The sequence below is a fragment of the Xanthomonas sp. F14 genome, from assembly GCF_014199865.1.
In genome coordinates this window covers 304,690-324,781 of the sequence record NZ_JACHOM010000001.1, presented here as the reverse complement: position 1 = coordinate 324,781, position 20,092 = coordinate 304,690, and the positions used below count along the sequence as shown (strand labels likewise).

Sequence of the window (20,092 nt, the reverse complement as noted above, 5' to 3'; positions counted from 1 at the left end):
GGATGGTGGGCGTACTGGCCGCAGTGAGTTGTCAGCTGGCGCAGGCCGGCAGCGCGGTGATCAGCCGGATCGACTACCAGGGCGATGACGGCGGCCCGATACCGACCGCGGCACAGTACCGCAACCCGGTCGTGGCCGGTTTCCATCCTGACCCGTCGGCGGTCCGCGTCGGCGACGACTTCTATCTGGTCAACTCCAGCTTCGGCTATTTCCCCGGCCTGCCGGTGTTCAAGAGCCGCGATCTGGTGCACTGGACGCAGATCGGCAACGCGATCGATCGCCCCGATCAGATCAAATACGGCAACGACGAACTCACCCGCGGCCTGTTCGCCGCCAGCATCAGCCACCACGACGGCACCTTCTACATCGCCAACACCTGCTTCTACTGCGATGGCGGCAATTTCCTGATCACCGCCAAGGACCCGGCCGGGCCCTGGTCGGACCCGATCTGGCTGGATGCCAAGGGCATCGACCCATCGCTGTTCTTCGACGACGACGGCAGCGCCTGGCTGGTCAACAACGATGTGCCGGCCGGCAAGCTGCGTTACGACGGGCACCGCGCGATCTGGCTGCAGCGGCTGGATCTGGCCAGCATGAAACTGGTCGGCACGCGCCAGGTACTGGTGGATGCGGGCTTCCAGCCGGCCAGCAACACCGAGCATATCGAAGGCCCGCACCTGTTCCGTCGCGATGGCTATTACTACCTGACCGCAGCCGAGGGCGGCACCGGCGAGCAGCATGCACAGATGATCTACCGCAGCCGCCAGATCGCCGGGCCCTACCAGCCCTGGAGCGGCAATCCGGTGCTGACCCAGCGCGATCTGGACCCCAGCCGCAGCGCGCCGATCACCTCCGCCGGCCACGCGCAATTGGTCGAATTGCAGGACGGCTCCTGGTGGGCAGTATTCCTGGCCACCCGCCCGTATCAAGGCAACCACTACACCCTGGGTCGCGAAACCTTCCTGCTGCCGGTGCAATGGCGCGACGGCTGGCCGGTGATACTGCCGCACGGCACGGCTGTGCCTGCGGTCGCCACGCGCCCGCCGCTGCCGGCAGGCACGCAGGACGCACCCACCAGCGGGCCGATGCAGTGGAGCGAGCATTTCCAGGACGCGCGCGTGCCGATGCAATGGATGACCATCCATCCGCCAACGGCGCCGTGGTATGTCACCGGCCCGCAGGGTCTGCGCATCACGCCCTCGAGCGTGGCGCTGGGCGATATCGGCCGCGGGCAGCCGGCGTATCTGGGCCACCGTCTGCAGCATCACCACGCCACGCTGGCGGCGACCGTCGATGGCAGCACGCTGGCAGCGGGCGAACAGGCGGGGCTGGCGATCGTCGCCAGGGAAACGCATTACCTGGCCTTACTGCTGGTGCGCGAGGATGCCGGCATGTCGGTGGTGCTGTCGCGCCGCGCCGGGACGCAGGAGCCAGGCAGCGGCACCGTGCTGGCGCGCGCGCCGCTGGCCGATGCAACCCAACCGGTCACGCTGCGCTTTGCCCTGGATGGCGCACGCGTGCATGTGGATTACGCAGTCGGCAGCGGCCAGTGGCAGACGCTGCTGGAACAGGGCGATGCCCGCATGCTCAGTACCGACAGCGCCGGCGGTTTCCTGGGTGCCACGTTCGGCCCGTACGCGTACGCGCAGTGAGCGCACGCACGCCAACGACACGCCGGTGCTGCCGGCGCACTGCACAGGCATCCACTGCAGCCAGGTGCGTGCAACACGGCGTGTCAGGCACAGGCGGCGCACACCTGAAACACACGCAGCTGGACGCTGGTTTGGACGCGCGCAACGCCTGAGGCGTCGCGGCACATCGCTATCGTTATCGTTGCGCGGCAGGCAGGCACCGACAGCTGGCGCCTACGCGCGTAAACCGCGTCAGGCGCGGGCGGCGATCACGCTGCTATCGAGCATCTGCCCGACCATGTTGAGCAGATCGTTGAGGCTGAAAGGCTTGGGCAGCAGCGCCATGCCGTCGGCCAGGAATTCCTGGCGGGTGGCGGCGTTTTCGGCGTAGCCGGTGATGAACAGGATCGGCAAGCCCGGCCGCAGCGCGCGCGCCACGTCGGCCATGTCGCGCCCGTTCATGCCGGGCAGGCCGACGTCGGACACCACCAGATCGATCTCCACCCCGGCACGCAACTGATCCAGCGCGCCGTTGGCATCATCGGCTTCCACCACGTGGTAGCCGGCATCGCTGAGCACCTCGCTCACCATCATGCGCACCACATCGGTGTCGTCCACCAGCAAGATACGCTCGCTGCGTGTACGGGGCGAACTCGGTGCCGGTGCCGGCGGCACTGCGCTGGCAGTGAGCCCGCGCGGCAGCAGCAAGGCCACCGTGGTTCCGCGGCCCACGGTGCTGGTGATGCGTGCGGTGCCGCCGGACTGGCGCGCAAAGCCATAGGTCATCGACAAGCCCAGGCCGGTGCCCTCGCCGATCGGCTTGGTGGTGAAGAACGGCTCGAAGACCTGATTGAGGATGGCCGGTTCGATGCCGCTGCCATTGTCGATCACGTTCAGCACCACGTAATCGCCATCGTCCAGTTCCGGATCGCCTTGCGCGGTGTAGGCCGCGCTCTGGATGCGGATGGTGCCCCGGCCCTTCAAGGCGTCACGTGCGTTGATCACCAGGTTGAGCACCACGTTTTCGAGCTGGTTGGCATCGGCCACCGCCACCAGTGGCGTGTCGGCCAGCTCCAGCTCCAGCACGATGTTCTCGCCGATCGAGCGGTGCAGCATGTCTTCCAGCGAACGCACGCGTGTGTTGATATCGAAGGCTTGCGCATCCAGCGATTGCTTGCGCGCGAAGGCGAGCATGCGCTGGGTCAGTGCGGCGGCGCGATGCGCCGAGCCGGTGGCGATCTCGGCCAGCCGCGGCACCCGCTCGATGCGGTTGGACTCGACCGCCAGCTGGATCATGTCCAGGCCGGAAATGATGCTGGTCAGCAGATTGTTGAAGTCGTGCGCGATACCGCCGGTGAGCTTGCCCAGCGCCTCCATCTTCTGCGCCTGCAGCAACTGGATTTCGGTGCGCTGGCGCTCGGCGATCTGGTGGGCCAGCTCGGTGGTGGCGGTATCCAGCTCCTGACGCTGCTCACGCTCGCGCAGGCGCTGTTCGGTGACGTCCTCGACCAGCAGCAGGCCCAGATCCGGTTCGCGATACGGCGACACGCGCCACTCGGTTTCGCGCACCTTGCCCTCGCGCAGGATCGACAAGGCACCGCTCCAGCGCTCGCGTTGCGCCAGCGCGTTGGTCAGCGCCTGCACGGTGGCGGCCTGGTCCACGCCGGGTACGGCAAGCGCCTCGCCGGGCGTGACGGTACCGATCAGGCGCTGGAACGCCGCGTTGGCCTCATGCGTGTGCAAGCTCGCATCGACCACCGCAATCGGTGCACTGATGTGCTCGAAGATCTCGCGGAAGCGTGCCTCGCTGATGCGCAAGGCGTCTTCGGCCTGGCGCGCGCGCAGCAGGGTGCGCAGCGTGGCGACCAGCACGCTGGGGTCGACCGGGTGAATCAGGTAGGCGTCGGCACCGGCCTCCAGGCCGGTGATCATGTCGCCGGTGGCGATCGACGCGGCCGACACGTGCACCACCGGCAGCAACGCGGTGCGCGGCTCGGCGCGCAGCGTGCGCACGATGTCAAAGCCGCTCATGTCCGGCAGATTGACGTCCAGCACCACCGCAGAGAATGCCTGCTCGGCCAGTTTGGCCAGGCCGTCGGTGCCGGTGCCGGCTTCTTCGACCACGAACTGATGGTGTTCGAGCACGCGGCGCACCGAATAACGCGTCACCGCGTTATCGTCGACGACCAGAATGTGTGGCTTACTGCCCAAGTGCATCCTCCGCTGCCAGCGTGACCGGCAGCACCACGAAAAATTCCGAGCCCTGCCCGACCACGCTGTTGATCCCCACCGTGCCGCCCAGCAACTCGGCAAACCGCTTGCAGATCGACAGCCCCAGACCGGTGCCGGTGAGGCGTTTCTGCAACGGCGAATCCACCTGTACAAAATCCTCGAACAAGGCGTCGTGAAGCTCGGCCGGAATGCCGATGCCGGTGTCCTGCACGCTGAAGCGCACATGGGTCTCGCCTTCCAGCTGCGCGAATACGCGCACATGGCCTTGCGGGGTGAACTTGAGTGCGTTGGAAATGAAGTTGCGCAGGATCTGCGCCAGTTTCTTGTCGTCGGTATAGAGCATCGGCAGCACCGGCGGGTCTTCGAAGATCAAGGTGGTGCTGCCGGCATCGGTGAGCGGGCGGAACATGCCGCGCAAGGCCGCAAACAGGTCCATCAGGTCGAACCAGCCCGGCGAGATGGTGATGCGCCCGGCCTCGATCTTGGCCAGATCCAGCAGGTCGTCGACCATCTCGGTGAGCTCGCGCGCCGAGGCGCTGACAAAGCGCACCTGCTTGGACTGCTCGGCAGTCAGCGGCCCGTCCATGCCGTCTTCCAGCAGCCGCGTGATGCTCAGGATCGAGCTGAGCGGGGTGCGGAACTCGTGGCTCATGTACGACAGGAAGCGGCTCTTGAGCTCGGACACATCGCGCAGCTGTTCGGCCTGCTGATCCAGCTCGGCATACAGCGCCAGCACGCCCTGGTTGGTCTCTTCCAGCTCTTCGCGCAGGGCCTGGTTCTGCCGCCGCAGCGCATCCAGTTCGGCCAGCGGATCGAGCGGCGGTGTCTCACCGGAAGCATTCATTGCAGGCCTCCCAGCCGCATGACAAATACGCCGCAATCGTCGCGGCCACGCGTGTAATCGCGCAACAGCACCGCCGCAATCAAGCGCGGATGGCGCGACAGCAGGCCCGGGTGATCGCGCAGGTTCCAGCGCGATTGCAGGCCATCGCTGTGCATGACCAGCAGCTTGCCGGCGGCATCCGCAAAATCGAACGGCTGCGCCTTGCGGAACTGCACCCCGACGATGCCCGGATGCGACGGCATGCCACGCACGCCGTCGCCATCGCACAGCGAGGCGACGATATTGCCCACCCCGGCAAAGCGCACCCGGCCGGTGCTGCTGTCGAACTGCATCACCGCGGCCGCGCCGCCGCGGGTACCGGACATACCGGCATGCAGCTGCGCGATGCGCTCGCCGGGTTCGCCGCGGGCCGCCGCCGCTGCGCGCGCGCCGGCGTCGGCGGCTTCGGCGGCGCCCGGACCGTGGCCCAGGCCATCGATCAGGGTAACGGTCGCCCGCTGCTCGCCGATCGCCAGATGCCAGGCATCGCCGCACACCGTTTCGTTGTGCAGCGGCAGGCGAATGGCGCCGTACGGCAGGTCCAGCTCGGCGCGTTGCTGCGCAAACAACCGTGCCATCACCAGCGCACCCTTGGCATCGGAATACGCATCCAGCACCTGCGCCTGGCGCTGGATCGCACCCAGCCCGGTGCCCGGCGTGCCGGCGGTGGAATAGCCATCGCGCAGGCCGTCCACGAGTGCGAACCCGGGGCCGCCGTCGATGGCGCAGATCTCCACGCCCATGCCCTGGGCGGTGGCGACCGTGGACAACTGCAGCACGCCGCCACGTCCATGCTTGACCATGTTGGTGGCAAGCTCGGTAGCCACCAGCGCCACGCGCCCGCAGGCGGCCTCATCGAAACCCAGCGCCTGAGCCAGCACCGCCGCCTCGCGGCGTGCCTGCCCGACCTGGCTGGTTTCGTCGACGCGAAACGCGCGCGTAACCTCGCCGGCGAGCATCACTTCCATTTGGTGATGGTGATCCGCGTGCCCTTGCCGGCCGCGGTGTCCAGCACGAAATCATCCACCAGCCGACGGCTGCCGGACAGGCCCAGCCCCAGCCCGCTGCCGGAGGTCCAGCCATCGGTGAGCGCCAGATCCAGGTCGGGAATGCCGGGGCCCTCGTCGCGGAAGGTCAGCTGCACGCCCTTGCGGATGCCGCTTTCCACCAAGGCCCAATCCATGTCGCCGCCGCCGCCGTAGATCACGGTGTTGCGGGCCAGCTCGCTGGCTGCGGTGACCAGTTTGGTCTGGTCGACCAGACGCAGGCCGCACTGCACCACCAGCTTGCGTACCGTCTGCCGGGCCAGCACCACATCCTGTTCGGTGCGCACCGGTTGCGAACCGGTGGTCATGAAGCGCGATCGGGTTGCTGCAACAGGCGCATGCCGCGTTCGACATTGAGCGCGGTGCGCACCGACGGCAGGGTCAGGCCCAGCTCGACCAGCGTGATCGCCACGGCCGGCTGCATGCCCACCACCACGGTCCTGGCATCCATGATTGCCGCCAAGCCGGAGATGGTGCTGATCATGCGGCCGATGAAGGAGTCGACGATGTCCAGCGCGGAAATGTCGATCAGCACGCCGCGCGCGGAAGTGGCGCTGATCTTTTCCGACAGGTCTTCCTGCAGCGTCATCGCCAGTTGGTCGTGCATGTCCACCTGGATGGTGACCAGCAGCAGGTCGCCCATCCGCAGGATCGGGATGCGCTCCATGTCAGCCCGCCTTGCCCACGGTCACGCCGATGCGCTTGAGCGCCAGCGCCAGTGCGTCGGACAGGTTCGCCTTGGTGACGATGCCCTGCAGGTCCAGGCCCAGGTGCACGATGGTCTGCGCGATCTGCGGGCGCACGCCGCTGATGATGGCATCGGCGCCCATCAGGCGGATCGCGGTGACGGTCTTGAGCAGGTGCTGCGCCACCAGCGTGTCCACGGTGGGCACGCCGGTGATGTCGATGATGGCGATTTCCGAGCCGGTGTCGACGATGCGCTGCAGCAGCGACTCCATCACCACCTGGGTGCGCTGCGAATCCAGCGTGCCGATCATCGGCAGTGCCAGCACGCCCTCCCACAGCTTGACCACCGGGGTGGACAGCTCCAGCATTTCTTCCTGCTGGCGCACGATGATGTCTTCGCGGGTCTTCTGGAACGCCTTGACGGTGTACAGGCCCAGACGGTCCAGCAGCTCGGACAGCGCCCACAGCTGCTGGCCCAGATCCTCCGGCGCATCGGCATACTCGCGCTGCATCAGCGCAAACAGCACCCGCTTGAGCGAGAAGATGAAGTTGGCTGTTTCCTGCGAATCGAAGCCACGGGTGGCGCGGTCGCGCGAGAGGTTTTCCAGGAAACGACGCACCTCGCTCCAGTCGGCGCTATCCAGGCTGCTGCCGCCGTCCTTCAGGGAAGCGACAAGCAGATGCAAAAAGTCCGCGCTCTGGGTTTCGACGTCCTGCCGGGAAATACGTCCATCGCTGCCCAGGCTGGAGCTCAGCCATGCAGCCAACAACCCCGTTTCCTGGCCACGAATCGCATCGATCGAGCGCTGCTGCAATGCCACCATGAGATCACCCGCCGAGAGTATGAAGAGAGAAGGCTGGGCATGCGGGACGATGGCGCCCCCTATCTGGCGCGGCGCCCCCACGCCGAAGCGCAGCAGAATAAAGCAATTCAGTTTCGGCAACCAGCGACGAACCTGTAGCGGTCAGAGGAAGGTCCAGACAGAGTTTGACATTGCGGCGCACGCGGTGAACGTGAGCGCGACCACGCCTGGAAAGATGCGATAACTGCCGTCCCGTTCCCTTGCCACGGGCGCGACGATTGCAGGCGCGACGGCCGCCGGTTGGCGTCCACCGCCGGCTCGGCCGTGCGTGCAGCCGCCGACCGCTATGCAACGGTGGTCATGGTTTTGCGGGCGGAGCGCGTCTGACGCCGCCCCATACCTGTCGGAAGCGCGCATCCCATGCCAGCGGACGCGCCCGCTGCGCCGGCTGGCCCGCTTGTCCACAACCGGCACCGCATGCAACGCGCTGTGCCACCGGCAGAGTGTCTGCGCGGCGGCCGGGCGTGTTCTGATCGCAGCCTGCTTTTCTCAGGTGGTCGCTCTCCATGTCATCGCTGTTCTCTCCGTATCAACTCAAGGACGTCACCCTGCGCAACCGCATCGCGGTGCCGCCCATGTGCCAGTACACCGCCGTCGACGGCCTCAGCAACACGTGGCATCAGGTGCACTACGCCAGCATGGCGCGCGGCGGTGCGGGCCTGGTCATCGTCGAGGCCACCGGCGTGTCGCCGGAAGGACGCATCACCCCCGGGTGCCTGGGCCTGTGGAACGACGCCCAGGCCGAGGGACTGGCGCGCATCGCGGCATCGATCAGCGCTGCCGGCGCGGTGCCAGGCATCCAGATCGGCCACGCCGGCCGCAAGGCCAGTGCCAACCTGCCGTGGGAAGGCGACGACCACATCCCCGACGGCGACCCGCGCGGCTGGGACACCATCTCGCCCTCGGCCATCGCCTTCGGCGGCGGCCTGCCCAAAGTGCCGCGTGAGATGACGCTGGACGACATCGCCCGCGTGCGCGGCGATTTTGTCGCCGCCGCACAGCGCGCGCGCGATGCCGGCTTCCAGTGGCTGGAGCTGCATTTTGCCCATGGCTATCTGGCGCAGAGCTTCTTCTCGGTACACGCCAATCAACGCCAGGATCACTACGGCGGCACGGCCGACAACCGTGCGCGCTTCCTGCTGGAAACGCTGCAGGCCGTGCGTGCGGTCTGGCCGGAACAGCTGCCGCTCACCGCACGCTTTGGCGTGATCGAATTCGATGGCCGCGACGAAGAGACCCTGCAGGAAGCCATCGCACTGACGCGTAACTTCAAGCAAGGCGGCCTGGATCTGCTCAACGTCAGCATCGGCTTCAGCACCCCGACTGCGCAGATTCCATGGGGACCGGCCTTGCTGGCGCCTTACGCCGAACGGGTCAGCCGCGAGGCGCAGCTGCCGGTTGCCTCGTCCTGGAACATCGACGATCCGCTGGAAGCCGACCGCGTCGTCGCCGCCGGACAGATGGAGCTGGTGATGGTCGGCCGCGCGCACCTGGCCAACCCACACTGGCCGTATCACGCCGCACTGGCCCTGGGCGAAGAACGCCCGTCGTGGGTGCTGCCGCCCTCGTACGCGCACTGGCTGGAGCGCTACGGCAAGCGCAGCTGATCGGGCAGCTGCCATGCACTGCGAGATAGCCGTACAGGCGAATGCTCAGGTCTGCTGCGGGCGCTTACACCGGGTTTCCAGGGATGGATTCCCGGCGTGTCCCGACACTGCATGCGGCGCCGCGCCGCCGACCAGCTCCGCAGACCTGGCAATCTTGTGCAAGACCTCTGCCGGTTCCATGCGAATGCTGCGGTCTGCCGAGGGCGCTTGCACGCGTACCGGCGTAGGACACGCCGCAAGTACGTCCCTGTAGGCTCTGGCGCGGCATCCATGCCGCGCAAGGTCCCACGCCGGCACGCGTGCAAGCACCACCGGTTGTTGTCGGTTGCTGAAAGAAATGCGGAGGGTCAGCTGAGCTGCACGTTCTTCCTAGCGTCCATTCCTGGCGACGTGACAGTAGATGGAAGGCTTACTGATGACATCGGCCACGAAGTCCGCAGGCATCAACACCTGCTTGAAGTATTGCTTGCCGATCAGCGATAGCAATATGGGGAGCGTGGCGCCGCGTCCGGTGGCGGGACCGTATGGCGACATGGATGTCGCCACCGAGCCTCCAGGGACGGATTCACGGCGTGTCCCGACACTGGATGCGGCGCCGCGCCGCCGAACGACTCCGCACACCGATCAATCTTGCGCACGACATCCACCGGTTCTTCGCGAATGCCTCGGTCTGCCGAGGGAGCTTGCACGCGTACCAGCGTAGGACACGCCGCAAGTACGTCCGTGTAGGCTCTGGCGCGAGATCCATGCCGCGCAAGGTCCCACGCCGGCAACCGCGCAAGCACCACCGATTGCTATCGGTTGCGGAAAGAAATGCGAACAGCCAGATGGGCTGCACGTTCTTCCGAGCATCACCATTCCTGACGACAGGCCAGCAGTTGGCACGCAAACCACGCATGCCAATCCCGAATGCCCAATCCCCAATCCCGGCGGCAGCGGCGACCGCATCAGCAGCCGCTGCACGACGAGCTTGATCGCCGCCTACAGCCCGTAACGCTCCACTGCGTCCAGATGCGGGCGCGGGTCCTGATCGCAGGCCTCGGCCAGGCGCAGCCAGCACATCGGGTGCGCCCACTGCGCGGTTGTGGCCAGCAGGACGCGATGCAGTTCCAGCGGCGGCGCCGCTTCCGGCAGCGCCACGGTGAACAGCACGCCCGGCAGACCCGTGCTCGCATCTTCCGGGTCGAACGCCTCCGCGTGTTGCGGATCGACCACACGATAGTCGTCGCGACTATGCAGCCACAGTTTCCAGCCACGCGCTTCGATGTCCTCGCGCAAGGCCTCGATCGCCTGCTCGCCGGGATGCACGCCATCCACCAGCCAGCTGCTGCCGTAACCACCCGCCTCCAGCACATGCACCTGCGCATAGGTCGGCACGAAGCGCTCGCGCTCGGCCTCGTCCTCCGGCGGCGGATACAGCAGTTCGGCATCGAACACCACCCAGTCGCCGACGTGCTGGCGCCGATGCGCCGGTGCATTTTCGACGATACGCGCGGTGACCGGGCCGGTGCGCCGCGCGTAGTACTCGGCTGCCTCGCCGTCATCCACGCAGCGCACGATCACCCAACCCCAGGTTTCTTCGACCACGCCGCTGGTGCTGCTCAGCTCCATGCCGAGCGCCAGCGCCGAGGCGCGCACCGCGTCCCACTGCTGCGCCGCGCTGGCCGCGGTCATGTGATCCCAATGCGCCGAGCGCGGCTCTTCCATCAACTCGGTCAGCTGTCGATACACCTCGGTGGCATCGGCGAAGCGGCCGGTGTTGAGATACATGCGCCCCAGCAAGCCGCGCGCACCGTGCGAGCCGGGCGACAGTTCCAGCAACGCGGTGCAGGCCTGCTCCAGCGCCGGCCAATCGGCCAGCCGCTGGGCCAGCTGCGCTTCGCACCACAGCGCCGCCACCGGCACCAGCGGGCGATACAGCTGCGCCAGCCGGCGCAGGCCGGCCTCGTCGCCACGGCCCAGCAGCAGATTCATCAGCCGGAAGGTCGGGCTGGTTTCGCGATCGGCATGCCGCTGCACGAATGACCACAGCAGCGCGATCGCCTCGTCGTCGGCCGCACACGCGCTCAATGCCGACGCCGTGGTGTCCACCAACTCGGCATCGTCGGGTCGCTCGGCCACTGCCTGCAGCAACCACTGCGCCTCGCGCTCGGGGTTACGCGCCACGTCTTCGCCCTGCGCATCCAGCCATGCCAGCAACTGCTCGGCGGGCACCGGCGCCGGCTCGCCGGCCGGTGCGGTTTCGATGCGCACGGCCAGACCGTCCAGCAGTTGCGTGGCGCCCCGGTCCTGGCGCAACTTGGGCACGTGCGCACGCGCAAGCGCCAGGTGGCGGCGTGCGGTCCACACCGCGCCACGCTGCAAGGCCAGCCCGATCGCCATCTCGGCCGCCTCGATCAGGATGCGATGTGCACCGACCTGCGCGTAATGATCGAGCATCACCTGCAGGCGGCTGCCCAGATCCCAGGTATTGCGCTCGGGTTGGCGCGATACCAGCACCACCACCGCACGCAACCAGTGCAGGCGATAGCGCGGCGCGACCTCGCGCCACGGCAGAAACGCTTCCAGCGCTTCGTCGTCACGATTCAACATTGCCAAGGCGCGGGCTTTCTGCAAACGCCGCGGCTGACTGCAGTTGGCCCACTCCGCCCCTTCGCGCGCAGCCTCGCGTTCTCGCTGCTCGATCAGTGCCAGCGCGTCTTCCGCGCGGCCCAGCGAGAGCAGGATCGAGATGCGCATGTCCGGCACGCCGTCGTAGATCTGCCCGCCATGCGCAACAATGGTCTGCGACTGCTGGTCCAGATAACTCAGCGCCGCCTCGCCGCGTCCGTCGTCGAGCAAGGCGTCGGCTTTTTCGCAGCTCAGGCACTGGTAGCACGACCAGCTCGGATCGATGCGGCCCAGCGTTTCCTCGCACACCTCGATGCGCTCTTCCACCCAGCCCGGACCGTCGATATTGGCGTAGCACGCGGCCAGATCCTGGGTGACGCACACCGACTGCGGGCACTCCACCGCATCGGGGCGGTGCGCGCGTTCGAACAGCGTCACCGCATCGCTCAGCGCACGCTCGCCCTCGCACAGGTTGCCGACCCGGTTGCGCATTTCCCAATGCCCGACGAACACCTCCAGCCACGGATTGGCCAGCGTCTTGCCCAGCGCACGCGCCTCGGGCAACAGCGCTTCGGCACGTTCGATCTGCAGGTCGCAGATATGGTCGGTCAGGCGCGTCAGCAGTTGCGCATTCTGCGGCTGCCCGGCTTCGCCCAGATCGTCCTGCAGCTTTTCTACCCAGTTCCAGATTTCCATCGTGTTGCTCCTTCGATGCGGCGCTCAGCGTGCCAGCAATTGGGTCACGGCCTCGGCAAGATCGCCGAAGGCCCGATTCAAATCCGATCCGCCCGATGCGTTGGCACCGGGCTGCGGCTGGGTGCGCCCCTGCGCCGACACGATGACCTTCAGTGAGCGCAGCAACCGCGCCGCCACCGCCGCCTGCGGATTGCCGGCGCGTTGCGCCGCCAGCAGCGCCTGCAACGCCGGGTTGTCGAGATTCAGGTAGAGCCGCTGGGTCTGCCGTGCTTCGATCCCCGCCGTGAACTGCCGGGCCAGCCGCAGCGCAGCGGTGGACACCCGCTTGTCGTTTTCGTCCTGCTCCAGGCGGCGTTTCAGTTCGGCCTCGCGGTCGGGCACCACCACCAACGGCAACGCCTCGGGGCTGAAACGCGCCGGCACCAGCGCTTCGCCATCGCCCAGATGCTGTTCCAGCCAGGCCAGTTCGTCAGCCGGCAGCGTGTCCAGCTGGAACAACTGCCGGTTGCCCTGCTCGGTGCCCAGCTCGACCAGGCGCACGCCCTTGGCCTGCGTCCAGCGGCGCAGGAACGGCACCACCGCATAGCGATTTCCGTAGGCCACCGGCACGCCCATCGCGCGGAACAACATTTCTTCGAAACCGCTATCGCTGTCCAGGATCACGTGCACCGCACCACGCGCCGGCAATTGCTGCGCCGGCAGGTCGCCCTGCGAGGTCGGCACCCGCACGTGTTCCATCAGCAACTCGAACAGACGCTCGTCGCACAAGGCAGCGCCCAGCAATGCCTCGTTGTGCCGCAGCAGGATGCGCCGCCAGGCTTCCGGCTGCTGACGCGCCACATCGGCCAGGCCCTGCACCAGCGCCTCGGACAACGCGTGCTGCACGGCCGCGTAGGTGGCATCGCGCTGCAGGTCTTCGCGGCTGGCGGTGGGCGTCAAGCGGTTGGATTCGATCACGCCCCCGATAAAGCCCGCCCACGGCGGCAACAGTTCACGCGCGTTGTCGTCCAGCAGCATGCCGCGCAGGAACACCGACAGATTGCGGTTGTCGCTGGTGCCGTAGGTGGCTCCGTCCTGCACCCACAGCAGGCCGACCGCATCGCTGCCCTCCTCCGCGCGCACCGGCATGCAGCACAAGGGTTCGAAGTTGCGCTCGAAACGTGCAGCAAACTCGCGTTGGCGCCGCCAGGCCTGCACCGGATGCAACGGCACCGCATCGTGCATGCGCCACGGCGGCGGCTCGGGGTTGATCGCCTGGGTATCGCCACCAATCCAGATCGGCTCGCGCAACAGCGCGCAATAGCGCGACAGGATCTCGCGCAGCCGTGCTTCCTGGGCCAACGACAGATAGTCCTGGTGCAGTTCCAGCACCACTTCCGTTCCGACCTGCGCACGCGCCGGGATCGGGCTCACCGTGTATTGCTCGGCATTGCTGGAGATATAGCAATGCCCCAGCGTCGGGCTCTGGTAGGAGGTGGTGCGCACGGTGACGCGGCGCGCCAGCACGAAGGCCGACAGAAAGCCCAGCCCGAACATGCCGATCAGGCCGCTGTCCTCATGCCCGCCCTGACGCAGGCCACGCGTATACCCCACGCCGACCGTGGCCAGGTAATCGTGGATCTCCTGCTGGGTCAGCCCGGCACCAGTGTCGATGATGCGCACGATGCCCTGGGCAGCGTCGGCATGCACTTCGATGCGCGATTCGCCTTGCCAGTCGGGTTGTTCCAGCCGGCGACGCAGGATCGAGTCGTGCGCGTTCTGCACCAGCTCGCGCAGCGCGACCACCGGCGTGGAATACAGATGCTTGCTGAGGACGGACATCAGTCCGTTGAGATCGACGCCTGCACGGCGGATCTGGGAGGCGTCCGTCGCCTCGGAGGTGTGATCTTGCATGATCGTTCGTCGTTTCCTTGGCGGCCACGCCCATCCTCGGACGCGCCTTCCTGGGTGGCAGTGCGAGCCGAACAGGATAGCCGCAAGCCACGCCGTACGCACGCGTGCCGCACTCTCACGGCTTCCAATGGCTGGCCCGCCGTTCGGTCGCCACTGCAGCATGCGCTTCGGAAACGACACGCCACGGCCTGCATCGACGCCCGGCCGTGGCGCGCAACGGCCTAGCGCTGCAGGGTTTCCATCGGTGCCTCATTGAAATGCTGGCGATAGCCCTTGGCCAGCGCCGAGCGGCTGCCCACGCCCCAGCGGCTGGCCGCCTGCAGCACGCTGCCGCAGCCGCCTTCGGCCAGCAGTTCGTCGCGAATGCTCTGCATCCGGTAACGACGCAACACCTGGGTCGGCGACAGCCCGGTAGCGGACTTGAACGCCTGCTGCAGGGCGCGCCCGGTGACGCCGATCTGCGCGGCCACCTCGTTGATCGACAGATCCGAGCGGTGCGCATTGGTGATCATGTAGGCGTAGGCGCGCCGGTACTTGGCCGGCAGCCGCGCGGAGATGTCGTCGCTGACATGCGCCGGCGTGCCGCTTTCCAGCAGCCGCGGCGCCTGTACCTCGCTGCGCAGGCACTGCACCGCACCCAGCGCATAGCGGTTGTACAGCAGCAGTGCCTGCTCGGTCTTGCCCAGCGCCTGGCTGATCTTGGCCTGGCAATACTCGAACTCCAGATTCCAGCGCGGCGCATGGTGCCGGCCGGCGCCGGCCAGGGCGCGCTCCGCCAGATCGGCACGTCCCACCGCCAATGCGGCAAGCGCCAGCTCCACCTGCGCGTCCTGTCGGGCGCAGGGCGGGCAACCGGTGGCGGCGGCCGGCAGCGCGTCGATCTGCGCATCGAACCCGAAGGTGTCGCCACCGGCGATGCGCAGCAGATTGCGCACGTGGCGCATGCGCTGTGCGAGCACCGGCATGCTCTCGGCCAGGTCGGCGATGCAGGCGCGCAGCTCGTTGGGCTCGAACGCGTGCGCCGCATCCTCCTGGCGCAGCGTGGCCTGCCAGAACACGTGGTCGCTCATCCGGTCGGCGCGCCGGATGCGCAACTGCGCAATCATGTCCAGGCGCAGCGCATTGGCGATGCGCAGCCACTCGGTTGCGCCGCTGTCCAGGTCCGCCAGCACGTCGTTGGCACGCTCCAGCGTCTGCAACGCCAGCGTGCTCTGGCCCAGATGAAAGTGGGTCAGCGCCTTGCCCAGCAGACTCTCCCCGCACAGGCAGGCCGGCGTCTCGCGGTCCATCGCCAGCTGTGCAAAGCAGTTCAATGCAGCGCTCAGGCGGCGCTGGCTCAGCATCAACCAGGCGGTATTGCGGCAGGACAGCAACCGCAATTGGCGCTGATGCCCGCGCATCGCCTTCAAGGCGTGGCGGTAGGCATCTTCGGCCTCCTCCTGGTATTCGAGGATCAACAAGGCGTCGCCGCTGGCGCCGAGCAGGCCGACTTCATCGTCAGCGCCATCCGCGGCGGCCTGGCCGTCACGGCGTTGTTGAAGATGTTGCAGACCTTGCGGCCAGGCACCAACCAGCATCCTGCTTGTATAGGTAGGAAGACGGTCTGCGTACGACAACGCAGAGATCGCCGCGAAGTAGGTTGAAAGGATCATGCCGGGCTCTCTCATAGGGGGATGAGCAAAAACAACAATGCGCCGGTCTGGCTGGCGCAACCGATTGTATGCAGCGGATCCAATGGAATTTCTCACTCCAAGGCACTAAGAAAATCAAAAAACCTCACTCTGTCTCCTGCCAACCCAGTTATGCGGCATGCAGATAAAGGGCACTTTTTGCATACCGCCGGCGCTGTCGTGCATAGGACATTGCACGCCATGCGAAACCGTATTGAAGACAGGGCGGCAGCCAGAGAAGATTGGCAGGGCCAACCAAATCCCATGCCTTGCGTCGGCTTCAGTGCTGTCCCGGCATGACGTTGCAATGGCCGCATGCGCGGTACTTCAGCAAATGAAAGATGCGCGTCAAACGATGGCCGCGCCGTTGTGCTGCATCGGCGGATCGCTCAGATATTCCATGTGCGCTGCAAGCGCGTGCAAATCGCAATACCGTGGTATAGACCTGGACGCGAAATGGAATGGATTCCGCGACCGCGCCCGTCGTCTCGCCGCGTCGACCGACTGCGCGTTGCGCAATGTCGGAATTTTGTTAGTTACTGACGACGCATGCCCTGGATGTAAGAGCTGCTTTACGCCTAGATGAGCGTACGTTAAAGCCGGCCTACCCAAAGCCGAAGAAAAGTACGCAGCAGTGAAACTTTCTGGCTCGGCAATGGTACATACCATTCGTCCGACCCCAGGTCGGATCCCCTGGCAGCCGAAGGCGATGGCGATGCACTTATCTCTACATGTGGGTTTTGTATTGACGCCTGCTGTCCGCAACAGGCATCCGACGCACGCCTGGTACGTGTGCAGACATGGGAAGGCCGGCTGATGCACGGCAACCTTCCCGGCAAGCACGGATCGGCTTTCCTGTTGACGCAGGACGCGCGTCTGGCATCGCAGGTCAACGCGAGCCTCGCACCGCTGGCCCCGAGTTTTGCGGTGTTTTCCGATGAACTCGAACTTCTGCGCTCGCTGCGGCATTCCCCTTGCGAGCTGTTGATCTTCGATGCGACCTGCGTCGCCTCGGACGACAGCTCGCTGCTGGCCTGGCAACGCTGCCACAGCGGCCATCCCACGCCGCTGATCGTGCTGGGGCGTTTCGACTGTGCCCACGACATCCTGGCCTGGTACCGCGCCGGCGCACACGATGTGCTCGCCCTACCCTTCAATTCGCACGAGCTGCATGTGCGCGCAGCATTGGCGCTGTCGCCGGTAGCCGAGGCGTGCCCCGAGAGCCAGCAGCTCAGTGTGGGCCCCTACCAGCTGATCCGCGACGAAAATACCGTATACCTGCACGGCAAGCCGATCGTGTTGACCGCACGCGAGTTCTCGATCGCCTGGCTGCTGTTTTCCAGCCCCGGTGTGTGTTTCCGCCGCTGCCAGTTGGCCAAGGCGGTGTGGGGTAGCCACACCGAGTTCACCGACCGCACGATGGAGCAGCACATCTACAAGCTGCGCAAGAAGCTGCAGCTGTGCAATCACAGCGGCGTGGTGCGCATCAGAACCGTGTATTCGCATGGGTACAAGCTGGAACTTGCCCTGCAGGACAAGGACGCACCGACGCCCGGCAAGGTCGTCAGCCCCAGCACCGGCCATCATGCTGCGGCCTGTTGACCGATGCGGCCATGCAAGAGCGAAGCACGGCGACTTGCGCTTGCTATCTGCTACCGGCGCCTGCATGGCAGTGCCTCGGCCGCTGCCATGCGTTGAGCTGGTCAGGCATTAACTGACAGAGCTTGTTCGCCGGCGCCACGTTGAGTGGAAACGCACCCAGTTAATAGTTCAATAATGTATTGAACATACAAATAGAGCCTTGGCGCATTGCCGGCCGACTGCTTCCTACACCCTGGCAGGACGTCCAAGTTTTTGCCGACAGTTGAAGAACGCATCAATCGAGCCGAATCCGGCACTCAAACGCACGCGTGTTGTTGGTGAGCCTGCGCCAACCATACATCTCCAGAAACGACAATGGCGCGGAGGAGTCTCCGCGCCATTGTTCGATCAGGCCTTGCACCCGGTTACTGCTTGGGATTCTCGCCGTACTCGTTCGGGCCGGGCGTGCCTTCCAGGCACATGAAGACCAGCACGATGAAGCCGCCCACATAAGGCACCAGGCTGATCAGATAGAACCAACCCGACTTGCCCTGGTCGTGCAAGCGACGCACGGTCACTGCAATGCTCGGCACAATCAATGCCAGCACCACGATCCCGATGACGGCAGCGACCAGCCACGCCAGTGCACCAGGACCGTTCTCGCCGCCCATCAGTGCAGCCGCGATGCCGAACAGGCCGCCCAACACCAGCAGGACGATCGCCTGCAGCAGCATGAACATCCAATATTCCTTACGGCGCGAGCGGCCATTGAAGTCGGCGTAGCGCTTGAGTGGCAACAACATCCATTCCATCGTGTTTTCTCCTGATAACGCGCAGTGAGCGCTGTCCGTGATCCGGTGCACAGTGCAACGGGCCGCGCATGTTGCCATAGCCACCCTGCGCTGAAAACGTTTTCTTATCGACGAATGGCGGATCGCGACCTGCTGGCCGACGGACGGTCACCGGAGCTGGCGACAGCCAGCCCGAAACTTCATTGATGTCATTCAAGCATGGCGCAGGCAGCCATGTCGCCCACTACATGGGGGTGCGGGGTCAGCTCATCGCGTGCAGAGCGACGCCTGTGCCGACAGTCGCTCCCCCTACCGCACCGGCATCACTCGGCGGCCGCTTCCAGCGCCTGGCTCAGCCGCTCCACCGCAACGATCTCCATGCCCTTGATGCTGGTGGTCTTGGGCGCGTTGGCCTTGGGCACGATCGCGCGCTTGAAGCCGTGGGTGGCGGCCTCTTTCAGACGGTCCTCGCCGTTGGGCACCGGCCGGATCTCGCCGGATAACCCCACCTCGCCAAAGGCGATGGTCTTCTCGGACAGCGGCCGATCGCGCAGCGAGGACAACACCGCCAGCAGCACCGGTAGGTCGGCAGCGGTTTCCTGCACACGGATGCCGCCGACCACATTGACGAACACGTCCTGGTCGCCCACCACGATGCCGCCGTGGCGGTGCAGCACCGCCAGCAGCATCGCCAGCCGGTTCTGCTCCAGACCCACCGCCACGCGCCGCGGATTGGACAGCGGCGAGGCGTCCACCAGCGCCTGCACCTCCACCATCAGCGGACGGGTGCCTTCGCGGGTGACCATCACGCAGCTGCCCGGCTGCTGGGTGCTGCCACCGGACAGGAAGATCGCCGACGGATTGGAGACCTCCTTGAGGCCCTTCTCGCCCATCGCGAACACGCCCAACTCGTTGACCGCACCGAAGCGGTTCTTGAACGCGCGCAACAGCCGGAACCGGCTGCCGCTCTCGCCTTCGAAGTACAGCACCGCATCGACCATATGCTCGAGCACGCGCGGGCCGGCGATGCCGCCTTCCTTGGTCACATGGCCGACCAGGAACACCGCGGTGCCGGTCTCCTTGGCATAGCGCACCAGCCGCGCCGCGCTCTCGCGTACCTGGCTGACCGAGCCCGGCGCTGCGGTCAGCGATTCGGTCCACAGCGTCTGCACCGAGTCGGCCACGATCAGCTTCGGCCGCGCCACGCTGGCATGCTGCAGGATGTTTTCGATGCCGGTTTCGGCCAGCGCGTTCAGGCCCTCCAACGGCAGATCCAGCCGCACCGCGCGCCCGGCCACCTGCGCCAGCGATTCCTCGCCGGTGACGTACAGCACCGGCAGCGTGCTGGCCATGCTCGCCAGCGCCTGCAGCAACAGCGTCGACTTGCCGATGCCGGGATCGCCACCGATCAGCACCACCGCACCTTCGACCAGGCCGCCGCCCAGCACCCGATCGAACTCGCCAATGCCGGTGGACACGCGCGCCTGCTCTGACTGCTGCACGTCCTTGAGCGCGGTGATCTTGGGCGCCTCGGCCTTGCCGGCCCAGCCGCTACGCCGCGATGCCGCAGGCGAGGCTTTGCCGCCGGGCGTGGCGCTTTCGAGCACGATCTCGCTGAGCGTGTTCCAGACCCCGCACTCGGTGCATTGCCCCTGCCACTTGTTGTATTCGGCGCCGCACTCGCCGCAGACATAGGCCGTTTTCGCCTTCGCCATCGTCAGTTAACCAATCGCTTCTGGAGCGACAGGATAGTCGGCGTCGGTCTCAGGATGCGCGACGCTGGCTCGGGATTCGGGATTCGGGAGTCGGGAGTCGGGAGTCGGGAGTCGGGAGTCGGGAGTCGGGAGTCGGCCAGGCTGCGGCGGCGCTGGAATGGATGCAACCGCGCATTCCTGCTGCTGC

At 66.3% G+C, this 20,092-nt stretch carries 14 protein-coding genes; 3 read left to right on the top strand and 11 right to left on the bottom strand.

All coding sequences use genetic code 11. From position 1 onward, the window contains the following. Positions 1-2: 2 nt before the first annotated feature. The gene (locus GGR73_RS01460; RefSeq protein WP_184456458.1) at positions 3-1,652 is read left to right on the top strand and encodes a glycoside hydrolase family 43 protein; all 1,650 of its coding nucleotides are present in this window, start codon (positions 3-5) and stop codon (positions 1,650-1,652) included. Between the two features lie 231 nt (positions 1,653-1,883). Here the strand turns inward: GGR73_RS01460 and GGR73_RS01455 are convergent, their stop codons facing one another. From GGR73_RS01455 to GGR73_RS01430, 6 genes are read right to left on the bottom strand one after another with little or no spacing between them, the layout of a single operon-like run. After that, complete coding sequence (locus GGR73_RS01455) at positions 1,884-3,842, bottom strand: response regulator (RefSeq protein ID WP_104568783.1); 1,959 nt, start codon at positions 3,840-3,842, stop codon at positions 1,884-1,886. Next, entirely contained in the window at positions 3,832-4,707 is an 876-nt protein-coding gene (locus GGR73_RS01450; protein ID WP_065031873.1) for a sensor histidine kinase, read from the bottom strand. Before GGR73_RS01450 ends, GGR73_RS01455 begins: the two co-directional genes overlap by 11 nt. Then, positions 4,704-5,714 carry an ATP-binding protein gene (locus GGR73_RS01445; RefSeq protein ID WP_126965686.1) on the bottom strand — a complete coding sequence of 337 codons (1,011 nt, stop codon included), beginning with the start codon at positions 5,712-5,714 and terminating at the stop codon, positions 4,704-4,706. Before GGR73_RS01445 ends, GGR73_RS01450 begins: the two co-directional genes overlap by 4 nt. Continuing rightward, positions 5,705-6,100, bottom strand: coding sequence for an ATP-binding protein (locus tag GGR73_RS01440; protein WP_016901512.1), 396 nt, complete (start codon positions 6,098-6,100; stop codon positions 5,705-5,707). Before GGR73_RS01440 ends, GGR73_RS01445 begins: the two co-directional genes overlap by 10 nt. Next, entirely contained in the window at positions 6,097-6,459 is a 363-nt protein-coding gene (locus GGR73_RS01435) for an STAS domain-containing protein (protein WP_039511434.1), read from the bottom strand. Before GGR73_RS01435 ends, GGR73_RS01440 begins: the two co-directional genes overlap by 4 nt. A 1-nt stretch (position 6,460) precedes the next feature. Continuing rightward, complete coding sequence (locus GGR73_RS01430) at positions 6,461-7,303, bottom strand: STAS domain-containing protein (protein ID WP_184455336.1); 843 nt, start codon at positions 7,301-7,303, stop codon at positions 6,461-6,463. Between the two features lie 545 nt (positions 7,304-7,848). Here GGR73_RS01430 and GGR73_RS01425 point away from each other — a divergent pair. After that, a complete protein-coding gene (locus GGR73_RS01425; protein ID WP_104647180.1) occupies positions 7,849-8,949 on the top strand; it encodes an NADH:flavin oxidoreductase/NADH oxidase in 1,101 nt (366 codons plus the stop codon). Positions 8,950-9,930: 981 nt separating this feature from the next. On the opposite strand, the gene GGR73_RS01420 is transcribed toward GGR73_RS01425, so the two are convergent. The 3 genes from GGR73_RS01420 to GGR73_RS01410 all read right to left on the bottom strand — a co-directional run bounded on the left by GGR73_RS01420 (position 9,931) and on the right by GGR73_RS01410 (position 15,725). After that, a complete protein-coding gene (locus tag GGR73_RS01420; RefSeq protein WP_184455334.1) occupies positions 9,931-12,255 on the bottom strand; it encodes a hypothetical protein in 2,325 nt (774 codons plus the stop codon). A gap of 24 nt (positions 12,256-12,279) precedes the next feature. Then, positions 12,280-14,148, bottom strand: a complete 1,869-nt coding sequence (locus tag GGR73_RS01415; RefSeq protein WP_167762906.1) for an ATP-binding protein — start codon at positions 14,146-14,148, stop codon at positions 12,280-12,282. 221 nt (positions 14,149-14,369) lie between these two features. After that, positions 14,370-15,725, bottom strand: a complete 1,356-nt coding sequence (locus tag GGR73_RS01410; RefSeq protein ID WP_024940067.1) for a helix-turn-helix transcriptional regulator — start codon at positions 15,723-15,725, stop codon at positions 14,370-14,372. 909 nt (positions 15,726-16,634) lie between these two features. Here GGR73_RS01410 and GGR73_RS01405 point away from each other — a divergent pair. After that, positions 16,635-17,420, top strand: a complete 786-nt coding sequence (locus tag GGR73_RS01405; RefSeq protein ID WP_102581795.1) for a winged helix-turn-helix domain-containing protein — start codon at positions 16,635-16,637, stop codon at positions 17,418-17,420. Between the two features lie 404 nt (positions 17,421-17,824). Here GGR73_RS01405 and GGR73_RS01400 read toward each other — a convergent pair whose 3' ends face one another. Further along, positions 17,825-18,211 (bottom strand): DUF805 domain-containing protein, encoded by a 387-nt coding sequence (locus GGR73_RS01400; protein ID WP_024940069.1) that lies wholly within the window; start codon positions 18,209-18,211, stop codon positions 17,825-17,827. 302 nt (positions 18,212-18,513) lie between these two features. Continuing rightward, positions 18,514-19,905, bottom strand: a complete 1,392-nt coding sequence (gene radA / locus GGR73_RS01395) for a DNA repair protein RadA (RefSeq protein ID WP_016901522.1) — start codon at positions 19,903-19,905, stop codon at positions 18,514-18,516. Positions 19,906-20,092 lie beyond the last annotated feature (187 nt).

Coding starts and splice junctions, on each gene's coding strand:
- GGR73_RS01440 (WP_016901512.1), bottom strand. CDS start 6,100: ATGACCACCGGTTCGCAACCGGTGCGCACCGAACAGGATGTGGTGCTG.
- GGR73_RS01460 (WP_184456458.1), top strand. CDS start 3: ATGGTGGGCGTACTGGCCGCAGTGAGTTGTCAGCTGGCGCAGGCCGGC.
- GGR73_RS01420 (WP_184455334.1), bottom strand. CDS start 12,255: ATGGAAATCTGGAACTGGGTAGAAAAGCTGCAGGACGATCTGGGCGAA.
- GGR73_RS01405 (WP_102581795.1), top strand. CDS start 16,635: ATGCACGGCAACCTTCCCGGCAAGCACGGATCGGCTTTCCTGTTGACG.
- radA (WP_016901522.1), bottom strand. CDS start 19,905: ATGGCGAAGGCGAAAACGGCCTATGTCTGCGGCGAGTGCGGCGCCGAA.
- GGR73_RS01435 (WP_039511434.1), bottom strand. CDS start 6,459: ATGGAGCGCATCCCGATCCTGCGGATGGGCGACCTGCTGCTGGTCACC.
- GGR73_RS01445 (WP_126965686.1), bottom strand. CDS start 5,714: ATGGAAGTGATGCTCGCCGGCGAGGTTACGCGCGCGTTTCGCGTCGAC.
- GGR73_RS01450 (WP_065031873.1), bottom strand. CDS start 4,707: ATGAATGCTTCCGGTGAGACACCGCCGCTCGATCCGCTGGCCGAACTG.
- GGR73_RS01400 (WP_024940069.1), bottom strand. CDS start 18,211: ATGGAATGGATGTTGTTGCCACTCAAGCGCTACGCCGACTTCAATGGC.
- GGR73_RS01410 (WP_024940067.1), bottom strand. CDS start 15,725: ATGCTGGTTGGTGCCTGGCCGCAAGGTCTGCAACATCTTCAACAACGC.
- GGR73_RS01430 (WP_184455336.1), bottom strand. CDS start 7,303: ATGGTGGCATTGCAGCAGCGCTCGATCGATGCGATTCGTGGCCAGGAA.
- GGR73_RS01415 (WP_167762906.1), bottom strand. CDS start 14,148: ATGCAAGATCACACCTCCGAGGCGACGGACGCCTCCCAGATCCGCCGT.
- GGR73_RS01425 (WP_104647180.1), top strand. CDS start 7,849: ATGTCATCGCTGTTCTCTCCGTATCAACTCAAGGACGTCACCCTGCGC.